Origin of the sequence: Paraburkholderia sp. Cpub6, from assembly GCF_014201065.1 — a bacterium.
In the GTDB taxonomy this organism is placed as follows: domain Bacteria; phylum Pseudomonadota; class Gammaproteobacteria; order Burkholderiales; family Burkholderiaceae; genus Paraburkholderia; species Paraburkholderia tuberum.
This window is the reverse complement of the sequence record NZ_JACHDM010000003.1, coordinates 55,098-67,800: the sequence shown is the minus strand read 5'-3', so window position 1 is coordinate 67,800 and position 12,703 is coordinate 55,098. Positions and strand designations below refer to the sequence as shown.

The following is a 12,703-nucleotide window of genomic DNA, read 5'->3' as shown; positions in this document are numbered from 1 at the left end:
TTCGAATGAGCAAGTGGAACCTGATTATCAAAGTGGGGCGTTGCGAGAACTGCCAGAACTGCGTGATCGCCGCGCGGGACGAGCACGTCGGCAACGACTTCCCCGGTTATGCCGCGCCAGCCGCCGCCAACGCCGACAGCCCCATCCGGATTCTGCGCCGCGTCCAGGGCGACTCGCATATGGTCGAAACCACGTATCTGCCGGTCATGTGCAACCACTGCGACGAGGCACCGTGCATGCGGGTGGGCGGCGACGCCATTCGCAAGCGCGCCGACGGCGTCGTCATCATCGATCCGGACAAGGCTCGGGGCCGCAAGGACATCGTGAAGTCCTGCCCGTACAAGGCGATCGTCTGGAACGATGAGCTGCAACTGCCGCAGACCTGGATTTTCGATGCACATCTACTCGACCAGGGCTGGCCGCAGCCGCGTTGCCAGCAGTCGTGCCCCACCGACGTCTTCGAGACGGTCAAGCTCGATGACGCGGCGATGGCCGAGAAGGCCCAGCGCGAGGGGCTCAAGGTCTTGCGGCCTAACCTGGGCACGAAACCGCGCGTGTGGTACAGCGACCTCGAGCGCTGGGAAACCTGCTTCATCGGCGGAAGCGTCAGCGCGCGGATGGGAGATGTCGTCGAGTGCGTCACGGATGCGGTCGTAGCCCTTTACCTCGGCAATCAGAAGGTGGCGGAGACTGTCTCTGACGGCTTCGGCGATTTCCGCTTCGGTGGTCTCACCAAGGGAAGCGGTCTTTACAGAGTCGAAATACGTCATGCCCTCGGCAGCGCCTGGCGCAAATGCGAATTGGGCGAAAGCGTTTACCTTGGGGAGCTCAGCCTCGCACAGTCGACAAGCGGTATGGAAGTCGCGTGATCATGGGCACCGCAACGAAGCTGCTTGGCATGAGACGGGCGGACCGCTCACGCTTCAGGATGGGCGACGTATGCAGTCGCCGGCCGACTCAAGGCCGCACGCTATCGCCCGAAGATCTTCCAACCGGACGAAGGAAGCTCACGACGTCCTCGCGAAGCGCGCCTCTGCGCTTTTCCGAAGGGCGTCTGGATGCCTTGGTCCGGAATACCAGTGCGCGGTATGGCGGTTCCGACTTCTCCTCACGTTTGCCAGATTTCGTCGTCGCTATTGACAGTAAAATCAGATATGAGTTTAATGTCACATAAACCACGAGGCGGCCTGATCGGGCGTCGACGGATCATTGCGAAAACCGTCATCTGACAGGCATGCCGATCTGGCGGCACCGCAGATGTCGGCCTGACCGGTACTTTATGCCATGAAGCGGGAACGCCTGACGCGGGCACAGCGCAGAGAGCAGACGCGCGAATGCCTGCTTGAGGCTGCGCGGAAGATGTTCGTTAAAAAGGGATTCGCCGCGACAAGCGTGGAGGACATCGCTGAGGCGGCTGGCTATACGCGCGGCGCGTTCTACTCAAACTTCGGCGGCAAGCCGGATCTGCTGTTCAGGTTGTTGCGCCGCGACGACGATAGGGCGCGGACGAATCTCCTGGCGATGATGGAGAAGGGCGGCACGCCCGATGAAATGAAGGACCGCGCCATCGCGTACTACGGCCAATCTATTGTTGAACACGATTGCTTTCCACTTTGGGTCGAGGCCCAGTTGCTCGCGTGCCGGGACACCCCGTTTCGGGAGCGCATTAACGCCTTCCGGCAGGAGAAGCTGGAACAGATCAGCGCGCACATCTGCATGCTTTCGGAGCGCAACGGCAGGCCGTTGCCCCTGCAGGCCGAGGCTCTCGCGGTTGGCCTGGTGAGCCTGTGCGAGGGTGTGCAGTTCTTCAGGATGTGCAGTCCGCAAACGGTGAGCGACAAGGTGCTTCAGACAGTGCTTGCCGGATTTTTTTCGTGCGTGTTGTCGCGACAGCCGGAAGAAACAGTCTACGACAATCGTCGCCCGGACGTACCCATGGGCGCACCATAGCGACTCATATGACTGAATGGACTGGCACAGCCCAATTCCCGCGGCAGCCCCTTCCGAGTGAACGCGGCATGGCGGCGCCGAGCTGTCGCCAAGGCGACGCAACCGCTCGATAAGTTACCGCGGGCATCAGTCGGAGGCATCGACAGGTGTCACTCCACCCCCGCTCGCCACAACAGCACATTGGCCGCACCCCAAGCGCCTTCGGCTGTTGATCGAGACGACCCGAAAGGCACGGCGTCAAGCCTTGCTGTAGCCGGCTAGACGTACCGCTACCTCCATTTTCAGGCAGCGCGCAGCATTTCAATTCCCGACGTGCAAGAAAGAACCAGATGAGTTCGGGGCCAACCCGCCGTTCGCGTTTTTTGCATCTGTCACCCATATCTGACATGTAAACCATTTCTGATTTAGTTGTCAGTAGTGACGAGAGAGCGTACAATTCACGCGTCGATGAAACGTGCGATCGGAAAGTCGTTATGACCGACGGCGCGCGGGCCGTCAACGCTACTCGTGATGGGCGCGGAGGTCTCGATACGTGGGGGAATCAGTGAAGGATATAGTCTCCGGACAGGCGCTCGGGTTGCGCCAGATGTTCGCCAAAAGTGCTACGCGTGTGGTCGCTGTCACAAGCGGCTCGAAAGGAGTCGGCCGTACAACTGCCGTTGTCAACCTCGCGATGGCGCTGACCAGACAGGGTATGGACGTGCTGGTGGTGGACGAATGTCCTGGCGCGCGGTCGGCGAGCACAATGCTTCAAGACATTCACGCCGCAGGCGTGTTCGTTCCCGCGATACATCGCAACTTGCCGCGCGTGCTGGCCGTTGACCGTGGTCGACGTCAGTTCCACTCGACTGGCACCGGCCATACGGATCACGAAAACTTCGCTGGCCTGCAGTACGACGCGGTGCTCACGAGCCCGCCGAACATCGTGCTGATTGATGCCGAGCTTGCCGGCAACGGCGCGTTTTCACCACTTGCGTTGCAAGCCCACCACGTCATCGTCGTCATGCACCTGTCGGCCGCTGCAGTAGCAGACACTTACGTTTGCATGAAGCGCCTGCGTCTCGCACAGGGCATCGAGGAATTCCGCATCATTGTGAATCTGTTCGAGGGTGAAGCGGACACTCACGCGCTGCTGGAAAGTCTCGGAGCCATTGCCCGCGATTATCTGGCTGTCTCGGTTCTCAAGGCAGGCTGCATCTCAATCGATCCGTGTATCGCGCAAGCGGCAGAGCTTTCGCGCTGTGTCGTCGATGCATTTCCTGGGTCCCCGGCGGCGAGCGATTTTGCACGCGTTGCTGCCGATATGCAGTCCTGGTCGAAGCGGCCCGCAGCGTCCTGGCTGCCACCTGCGACAACGCACATGGCGGCACGGGGGCAGCGCACGCATAGGACTTTGGGCCCGGCAGCAGCATACCGGTAAAGCCTCGAAGAACGATCTCCCCGACCCAGGGGACTTGCCGGGGCCACGGTGTTTTTCGGTTAGGCGCCGTTCATGAAAGCGTGACTATGTTCGCAGGGTCAAAGACATCAAAAAGGTCTTTGCCGACGCAATCGGACCGGTAATTATCGACGGAAGGGAGCAGCTATGGTGGGCAGCGCTCACGCGAAGCGCAAGCGTTCGAGCTTGCACGGAGGGAGCCGGGTTATGAATCGCGCTGTTGATCCGTGGAGTATGACCGTCACAAGGCTTGGCGATTGGAGACTTAACGAACGAGCCACTGCGCACGGATCTGCCTTGAACGGTTCCTCGGTTCGACAGTCGATCGCTTCGACCAGCAAACCAATCATACGGGTACTCGACCAACCGACCGCGCAAACACTGATCGTTTCATGGTGCGATGCGCGCTGCGGACACTATGGATACCAGACATGGTGCGAAGTCGTCGCGCGGGTGCCAGGCATCTGTGCGCTGACCGGTCGGCTAATCGAAGTCGGAGATGCCATCTACAGGCCGCGCCTCACTGGGCCCACACCGGCTAATGCTCACGCAATGATCTGTGCGAGAAGCGTTAGCCTGATAGAACAGCCGATCTGATGTGATTCGGTTCTCTGGTGTCTTTACGGCAGAATGCTCAGCGCTTTCATGTGCGGTGGTGACACCAGGCGCATCCTCGCGCACCAGGCGTGACCGGACAGTACCCTTTGTCGCGGTTGCACGGCATTGGACTATGTTCCACAGCGTGCGGTGCGGTACAGGTCCACGAACAGGACTGATATCCAAAGGATATCTACACAAGTCGTCAGATAGCAGATGGGACGTGAACCATGGAATACATTGAAAGCTTGCGCCTGTTCCGGACTATCGTCGAAGTCAAACACTTCAGACGTGCCGGGGAAATGATGGATCTCTCGCCATCGGTCGTTTCGCGGGCGATCGCATCGCTGGAAGAGCGCCTGGGCGCGCGACTTTTCCATCGCTCGACCCGACAGTTTTCGCTGACGGAAGCCGCGGAGCGCTTTTACGATGGATGTTGTCGCATCCTGGATGACCTCGATTGCCTGGAAGCCAGTGCGGCGGGCCACGGTCGACTGCCGGCGGGCATGCTGCGACTGGTCGCACATACGACCACCGCATTGACGTGGCTCGCGCCGCTGATTGCGTCCTTTAAACGCAAGCATCCGAACGTCACCCTGGATATCACATTGACCGAGCGGCCCGTGGACCTGACGGCCGACGGTTACGATCTGGGTATCGTCCTGCCTTTCATGCTGGCGACGGATCTGGCTGTGACGCGGCTGCTTCAGCGGTTGCCGCTGGTCATTGTCACAACGGAAGCTTATCTGGGCAGGCGTCCTCGGCCCCGGCATCCGGCTGACCTGGCCGACCATGTGTTTGTCACGGTCCCTCCTTCGATGCACAAACCATGCGTCACCTTTCGAATGGATCAGGAAAACATCGCGGTCCCGATCAGCTACGAAATTGCGTCGAACAATCCCATATTCAATCGCGACATCGTACTCGAAGGATCCGGTATTGGTCTGCTTCCGATCGCCCTTGTTGAGCAGGACATAAAGGCCGGACGGCTCGTTCGTCTGCTGGAAGACTTCGAGATCGCCGATACTTTGGCCGAGGTCCGCCTGGCATACATCGGACGCGCACTGTTGCCCGCGAAAGTCAGGGCGTTTATCGACCATACCGCGGAGTTCTTCGAACGGGGCATGGGACCTTGCGCTGCTGGTTAGGTGGCGCCGCATTGCTGCCGCATGTGGTCGAAGCATGAAAGAAACGCCTGCGTGCGACGTGTGCTGCGATAGGGGGCGTTTGACGAAAAGGGGCGACAAAGTACGTTGTGGTTAGTATCCCGATGGATTTGGAGGTATTGGGTATCGACCTCCCGCGCTCAGACTTGCCGCCGTTGAAGCGGTCCAAGTCCCAGCATCGTGAGCCAGTGCGGGTGGTCCCGCCCCGTCATCAACTCACCCGGGATTTTGCCTTGACGCTCGGCCCGGCGGCTGCGCACGAAGCGCCGATGATTCAGGAAGAAGCGCAGTAGGTCGAGGTAAGGGGTGCCCAGATGGCGACGCAGCGTGAAATGACATATTTGTCAGTTGAAGGATTGTTTGTGCTTGATGCTGCCCGTAATCCAGTCGGCATCCAAGCTTCTCTGCATCCAGGCAACGGAATGAGCAGTTGTGCCGGGTTAAGTTGCTTCGCTTAAGGAGATTCATGAGATGGACCAGGTTTCACAGCTGACACGCAATCACGAGATCGCATTGAAAATCCTGCGCCTGTTGCACAATCGCCTGGAAGAGGCCCGGCAACGGTTCGGGCAGAGGACGAGCGACGCAATCAAGGGGGGCGACGGCACGTCCGCGCTCAACATTCCCAACCTGGCGCAGTTCACATCATGGGGTGCCTGGCACTATACGGCCGATTTCGCGCAGCGGTCCGTCCTGTTCTGGGATGCCTTGCGTCAACGCGGCAACGAGTTCATCGAGCGCAACAAGGCCGGGATCAAGCCGGCATTGCATTTCGACTATGACACAGTGCTCGACGCGAGGCACTTTGAGCGGCCCGTCAACTACGCTCTGCTGTCGATACGGCCGCCGGAGGGTGTCGTGGTCGACGTGAAGAAGCGCCCGTATCTGATCATCGATCCGCGCGCCGGGCACGGTCCCGGCATCGGGGGCTTCAAGGACGATTCGCAGGTCGGCGTTGCCCTGCGCGCCGGTCATCCCGTCTACTTCGTCGTGTTCTCCCAGGAGCCAGAGCCCGGCCAGACCCTGCTCGACGTGTGCGCGGCCGAGCAGCAGTTCGTACGGAAGGTGCGCGAACTGCATTCAGACAGCCCAAAGCCCGCGATCGTCGGAAATTGCCAGGGCGGCTGGGCCGCGATGATGCTTGCCAGTTCGTCGCCGGAAGACACCGGTCCCATCCTGGTCAACGGCGCGCCCATGTCTTACTGGAGCGGGGCGTGGAGCGAGAGCGAGGTGCCCAATCCAATGCGTTATGCCGGAGGCATTCTGGGGGGCACGTGGCTCTCGTCCCTGGCGGCCGATCTTGGCAACGGCAAGTTCGACGGCGCGCATCTCGTGAACAACTTCGAGTATTTGAACCCCGCCAACACGTTCTGGGACAAGTACTACAACGTGTTCGCCAACATCGATACGGAACCGGCGCGCTTTATCGAGTTCGAGCGGTGGTGGGGCAGCTACTACCTGATGAACCGGGAAGAGATCGAGTGGATCACCCGTAACCTCTTCATCGGCAACAAGCTGTGGTCCGGCGAAGTGTCCGGCCCGTCGGGCAAATCCTTCGATCTGCGTGCCATCCGCTCGCCCATCATCCTTTTCGCATCGATGGGCGACAACATCACGCCGCCGCAACAGGCGTTTAACTGGGTCGCTGACATTTACAGCAGCACCGAGGAGATCAAGGCGCGCGGCCAGGTCATCGTCGCCCTGATGCACGAGGACGTCGGCCATCTCGGCATCTTTGTTTCCGGCAAGGTGGCGAAGAAGGAATACACGCAAATCTTCAACGTGCTGGAGACAATCGAGACGCTCGCGCCGGGCCTCTACGGCATGTCGATCAAGGAGGGAAAGGGCGCAGACGGCAAAACGGAATACGAGGTCTCGCTCACCGAACACCGGCTGGAAGAAGCCGTCGAGCATTTCAACGAGTTGCGGCGCGAGGACGAAAAGCCGTTCAAGGCCGTGGCGGTGGTGTCGGCGTTCAACCAGCGAGCCTACGAGCTGTTCGTTCAACCCTTTGTGCAGCATGCGTCGAGCGAGATGACCGCGCGGTTGCTGCGCGATTTTCATCCGTTGCGTCTCCAGCGTTGGGCATTCTCGGACCTGAATCCGTGGGTGGCCGCGCTGCGTCCGATGGCCGATGCTGTCAGAGCCAGCCGGCAGCCCTCGAGCGACCTCGAACCCTGGCGCAAGATGGAGCAGCGCGGCTCAGAACTGATTAGCGCCTCGCTCGATCAGCTCCGGGCGGTAAGAGACGCCAGCATCGAAGCACTGTTCTTCTCCATCTACGCGAATCTTTTCGCAATGTACGACCCGGACCGCCTCGGCGAGCATGGGGCCGGCACGTCCGCCACCGCCGATCCTCGCAGCCTGCCGTTCGTCCAGGCGGCGCTCGCCTCGCTGAGGCAGGGCGGCTACAACGAGGCGGTCGCGCGCACCGCGTTCCTGCTCGCGCCAAAGGGCGAGCCGCTGCCGCTATCGCGCATCGAGACAGTCAAGCAACTGGTCGATGAATATGCCGACGACCTGCCGCATTTGCCTCCTGCCGACTGGCGGCGCATTCGCGGGGAGCAGGAACTCATCGCGACTTTTGAGCCGCAACAGGCTATCCAGACGTTGCCCGATCTGCTCGCCAGCCCGGAAGACCGAAACCGGCTCCTGACCTTGCTCGACAAGCTGCTGGCCGACCGGCGGGTGCTGCGCATCCCGCCGACACCCGCGCAGGAAGAGGCGCTGCGCGCCATCAGGTCAGTGCTCGGCGCGACAACCGCGCTCGAGTCGCAGCCCCAAAAGGCCCACCCACCGCGCGTTCGGGCCACGGCATCGTGAGTGCCGCCAACCCGTCAGTGAGGGAACCCGCCATGGAATCCGGACACGTCAAGTACCACGAGCTCATTGCGCAATGCCGCAATCTTGCGCCCATGCTTCTGGCCGTCGTCGCTGTCGATCGTGTTCAATGCCTGCGCGAGTGCGGCACTGTCGGTAGGACCTGTTGTATCCAGAAGTGATGGATGCGGAGTACCGAGTCTGCCAGGGAGTCCGCGAAGGCCTGATGCTGGTCGAGACCGTCCTTGCGTCTCTTGAGCTCATCCCAGCCGGCCTCGGTGCCGTACAACAGGATGACCGTGAACCATTCAGGGTGCTGCGCCATCAAGGGCGACCACGTTGCCTGATCCAGCGTGATGCCCTTGTAATACCCGACACACCACTCGTCGATGATCGACAGCGCCCGGCCGTCATCCCCGTCACGCTCAAGGACCAGGGGTTCATACGCGCAGGGCGTCTTGCGCAGCGTGGCATTGACATCATTCCAGTGCCGGATGATCAGGCCGACGATGCGGTCGGCATCTTCGGCGTTCGCGAACGCGGGTTGGTCCACGCCTTGCTCTGCATCCCAGATCCAGCGCAGCATCGTGGTAGGCATGACGAGGTTCGGACTCGATGCGAGCGCGGTCATGAAACCATCCATCATCGAGACATCCATCGCCTCTTCCGGAGCCGAATCGCTGATCAGGAAATCATCGAGTTGCTCGATCTCCGTGTCAGTCAGCGGCAGCGCGAGCAATGCATCTTGCTTCATTCATACTCCCTGTTCGTCGGCGCGCGCCCTTTTTACGATGGCAAGCACCGTATTCTTGCTACTGGAAAGCCTCTGTCCAATCTCGCGATACGACTGTCCCGTCGCAACGAGTGTCAGAACTTTTGGCGCGAGCTTGTCGGCCTTGACACGCTCCCCGGGTTGCCGGCCAAATGCAATCCCACGAGCCTGAGCGCGGCCGCCTCGCTTCGTCAGTCGCCGCGGCCGATTGGACTGGCGTCAATCAGAAGGCCTTGGTCGAAAATCGTGGACCTCGATCGCGACGAGAGTCGGAGCTGGCAATGGAGCATTGCCAACCGGCAGCGGCTTCACCGTCCTGCGAGTCGGTACCAGGAATCCATCGAATTCGCGAAAGTCCTCGCAGATGTGAGCGGCCCGCGCCCAGCGTCCGATAACCATGGCGGTGTAATCGATCCTGCAAAGGCGATGTTGCTTATCGAAATAGAAATCCTGGACCCGGCTGTGCGTTGGAATATCGCTGGGAAAGGTCGCCCGGATTCTTGGCCATATCCCGGCCGAAGTCGCCAGTGGCGGAAGTTCTTGGAACGTAAAGCCGCCGCGCAAGAATAAGAAAGGTGCTGTCAGATAGTTCCAGAACGCGTAGGCGCCGAAATAGACAAAGTCGAGGTCGTCCCAGTAGATTTGCCGTCGCCAGCCACGAAATGCTGTTCGCGGTCCGTCGCGGCGAGCCAGGATAGCCCCGTCTCGCCCGACGACGCGAACAAGTTCTTCTCCTTGAAGTTCACTCGTTTCGCCAACATGCGGAAAATCGTTGAAAGCGAAACGAGGCTCGTGTGTCGACGCGCGAACCTGCACTTGTCGCAGTATTGGCCGTCGCTTTGCAGTGAACAGAAGGCCGCAGGCGGAAACCGTCGCCTCGATTTCCGCCAGTTCGGCCCATCGCGCTGCACCGCCGTGCGCCTCAATCGCTGCTCGGATCGAATCCGGCAATGCGTTGCTCTGTTCCATGTCGATGCTCCTCCATTACCGCGTTGCCTGCGCGCCTACCCGTGAGTCCAGGAAACGATGGTTTGATAGATGCCAATTAGTCGGGAGCCCGATATCGCGGGAAGCCTGGTAAAAAGCATCCAGGATCAGCTTCCATCTTTCAACGTCCCACTATACCGAACGCTTCTCGCACAAACCGGATAGCGCACGCCGATGCTCAAGCGGCCGCCATCGCAAATCAGCGGGCCAAGCGCTGACCGTGCACTCAGCTTTCATATTTGCCGTATCGATCATATATGATATTATAATCACGTATGATTCATTAAGATTGCTCTTCTACCGCAGTGCGGCTCCCTCATTTCACGCCCGGCCGCGACCGAATGCAACACCGCTTACTAGGTATCGTGTGCATGAGCCAGATCTCTCAAATGCATACTCTTCGCCGCGCTTCCACCGCGCGACAAATAGTTGCAGTCATTTTTCACCTTATCGCGCTGACGATGTTCGGCCTGATTCCGGTTGCCTCCAACGCAGCGACGCTGCCACCCCTTAGCATAGATGCTCCTGCTGATTTTTCGCCATCCATGGGCGCGGGCTCCGAGGCATTACAAAGGCTCGGTGCGCTTCAGGAAAAACAGGACCAGATCCGGCAGCGTGCTTCGACGGCAACAAGCGACGCGCAGCTGTCCGGGCTGGACGCATTGAGCCGCCGCGTCGCCGAAGACGTCGACAGGCTGATAACCACGTCGCTGGAGCCCGATCGCGCGAAAACGCATGCCCAGCTCGACGTACTCGGAACAGCACCCGCTTCCGAATCCGCCGCGGAAACTCCCGCGGTCGCCCAACAGCGCAGCGTTCTCGCTGCTCAGCAATTGCAACTCGATGCCGAACTCAAGCAGGCGGCAACGATCAAGGAGAACCTTGCCAACCTGAGCGCCCAGATCACGCGACTGCTGCAAAACCATCTGAAAGATCAACTGGCTCTTCGTTCCGACAGCGTAGTCAGCGCCGCGTTCTGGGCGTCGGCGCTCCACCCGGACACGGCTGACTATCAACGTCTGCGAGACTTCAATGCGCAGATCGACAGGCAGATTCAAACGACATGGCAAACGGGGCAGCGGGTTGCAACGTCCCTGCTTGTGCTGCTCGCCCTGGCCGTTGCAACGATCGGAACACGGCTTCTCGACAGAGCATCAGAACGGTTCTGCCTACGCCGCCTTCCGGAAGGCCGGATACGGCGCAGCGCGATGGCGATCTCGACCGTCGTCGCGTCTTTGGTGACCACCATATGTGCCATTGATCTGCTCTACTTCGCGTTGACCCGTCAGCAGGCGCTGCCTCCTGCGCTGCAAAGCTTCGCCAGCGAAATCATCAAACATGTTGTGACCTGCGCGCTGGTCGCCGCTCTCGGCCGGGCATTGCTTTGCACACGACATCCGTCATGGCGGTTGCCGGCCATCGCGGATCCCGTCGCTCGCGCGCTACGCCCTTTCCCACGGACACTGGCCGCACTGCTGCTGTTTTCAGGAGCCATCGAGCAGATCAACCGGGCCGTCGATACCAGCGTGCAACTTACGCTCTTTACTCGCGGCGTGGTGGCGTTGGTGGTCGCTCTGACCATCGGGATGTCGCTTTTACGCGCAAACCGGGTACTCACTGCGCTCGCCGCTGCCGGAGAATCGCCTGAGGCGCGTTCTACCCTCGCTGGCATTATTCATGCCGCCGTCAGCCTTGCCGTCGGAGCTTCTCTGATTGCATTGCTCTGTGGTTATGTTTCGTTCGCGCGGTTCATGACTTACGAACTGGTCTGGTTCGATCTCGTACTGAGCAGCGTTTATCTGCTGACGAAGCTCGCTCATGATGTTTGCGAAACCGTATTTTCGCCATGCCACGCCAGCGGCAAAACAATCAGGCATCTATTCGGGCTGCAAGATGTTCATCTCGAACAGGTGGCGACGGTACTCTCCGCCATTCTTCGCAGCGCATTGATGCTCGCCGCAGTCATCGCACTGCTAACGGGCGGCCTCGGGACAACGCCCCGAGATCTGGTCGATAGCATTCTCGACGTACTCGGTGGCGAGCGATTACATGCGCTCAATATCGTTCCCGCCCATATCTTCAGCGCTATCTTTACCTGTGCAGTGTGCCTGTATCTGGTTGGGCTCATGCGCAAATGGCTGGACGCCGAGTTTCTGCCCAAGACGCAAATGAGTTCGGGTATGCGCGCGTCGCTGGTAACGGTCTTCGCCAACGTCTGCTATGTCCTCGTCGCGCTGCAAACCTTGTCCGTACTCGGCGTGAAATGGCATAACCTGGCGTGGATCGTCAGCGCATTGTCGGTGGGCATCGGCTTTGGTCTGCAGGAAATCGTTAAAAACTTCATTTCCGGCCTGATATTGCTTGCTGAACGGCCGGTCAAAGTAGGCGACATGATCAGTATCACCGGCATTGAAGGCGATATCCGGCGCATCAGTGTACGTGCGACCGAAATACAGCTCGCAGACAGATCAACGGTGATCGTTCCCAATTCGCACCTGATTTCTCAGAATGTGCGCAACGTGACAATGGGAAACAAAACGCAGGGGGTTGTCACACTGGCCCTTACTTTTGCGCTGGACGTCGATCCGGAGCAGGTGCGCGATGTTCTTCTGCAAGCTTACCTGGATCACCCATCGGTTCTCGATCGTCCCGCGCCATCGGTGATCTTTAGCCAGTTGACGCCTGACGGTATGACATTGACTGTTACCGGCTATGTCGGTAGCCCGAGAATCGCCGGGGATACCAGAAGCGATCTGCTATTTGCAATCCTGAAGCGACTACGTGCTGCAGAAATACCGCTGTCGATCTCTCGAACCGTCGTAGTCCGAAGTACGAGCGATATCATCTCGAACCAGGAACCCACCGATCGCAATTCCGGTCCGGTAGAGCTCCGTGTCCTGTCTGCAATCAGCGAGAATAGATAGTCGTCGACGTGATTTCTCGCGCTCATGGGACTGGTAAAAGCCCTTATCG

At 59.7% G+C, this 12,703-nt stretch carries 9 protein-coding genes; 7 read left to right on the top strand and 2 right to left on the bottom strand.

Translation table 11 applies throughout. The features are described from left to right. Positions 1-5: 5 nt before the first annotated feature. The 6 genes from HDG33_RS07225 (at position 6) to HDG33_RS07200 (ending at position 7,974) form a co-directional block, all read left to right on the top strand. Positions 6-869 (top strand): 4Fe-4S dicluster domain-containing protein, encoded by an 864-nt coding sequence (locus tag HDG33_RS07225; RefSeq protein ID WP_184023436.1) that lies wholly within the window; start codon positions 6-8, stop codon positions 867-869. A gap of 415 nt (positions 870-1,284) precedes the next feature. After that, on the top strand, positions 1,285-1,950 hold the full coding sequence (locus HDG33_RS07220; RefSeq protein WP_184023434.1) for a TetR/AcrR family transcriptional regulator: 666 nt from the start codon (positions 1,285-1,287) through the stop codon (positions 1,948-1,950). Between the two features lie 544 nt (positions 1,951-2,494). Then, positions 2,495-3,370: an AAA family ATPase gene (locus tag HDG33_RS07215; protein WP_184023432.1), complete on the top strand. Its 876-nt coding sequence runs from the start codon at positions 2,495-2,497 to the stop codon at positions 3,368-3,370. A gap of 165 nt (positions 3,371-3,535) precedes the next feature. After that, a complete protein-coding gene (locus HDG33_RS07210) occupies positions 3,536-3,985 on the top strand; it encodes a DUF3331 domain-containing protein (RefSeq protein WP_311548226.1) in 450 nt (149 codons plus the stop codon). Positions 3,986-4,215: 230 nt separating this feature from the next. Further along, positions 4,216-5,133, top strand: a complete 918-nt coding sequence (locus HDG33_RS07205; protein WP_184023428.1) for a LysR family transcriptional regulator — start codon at positions 4,216-4,218, stop codon at positions 5,131-5,133. Positions 5,134-5,622: 489 nt separating this feature from the next. Next, a complete protein-coding gene (locus HDG33_RS07200; RefSeq protein WP_184023426.1) occupies positions 5,623-7,974 on the top strand; it encodes a DUF3141 domain-containing protein in 2,352 nt (783 codons plus the stop codon). Between the two features lie 124 nt (positions 7,975-8,098). Here the strand turns inward: HDG33_RS07200 and HDG33_RS07195 are convergent, their stop codons facing one another. Beyond that, positions 8,099-8,725: a UPF0149 family protein gene (locus HDG33_RS07195; RefSeq protein ID WP_184023424.1), complete on the bottom strand. Its 627-nt coding sequence runs from the start codon at positions 8,723-8,725 to the stop codon at positions 8,099-8,101. Positions 8,726-8,962: 237 nt separating this feature from the next. Then, complete coding sequence (locus HDG33_RS07190; RefSeq protein WP_184023422.1) at positions 8,963-9,712, bottom strand: hypothetical protein; 750 nt, start codon at positions 9,710-9,712, stop codon at positions 8,963-8,965. Between the two features lie 389 nt (positions 9,713-10,101). Here HDG33_RS07190 and HDG33_RS07185 point away from each other — a divergent pair, with 389 nt between their 5' ends. Continuing rightward, a complete protein-coding gene (locus HDG33_RS07185; protein ID WP_260330341.1) occupies positions 10,102-12,654 on the top strand; it encodes a DUF3772 domain-containing protein in 2,553 nt (850 codons plus the stop codon). The last annotated feature ends 49 nt before the right edge of the window (positions 12,655-12,703 follow it).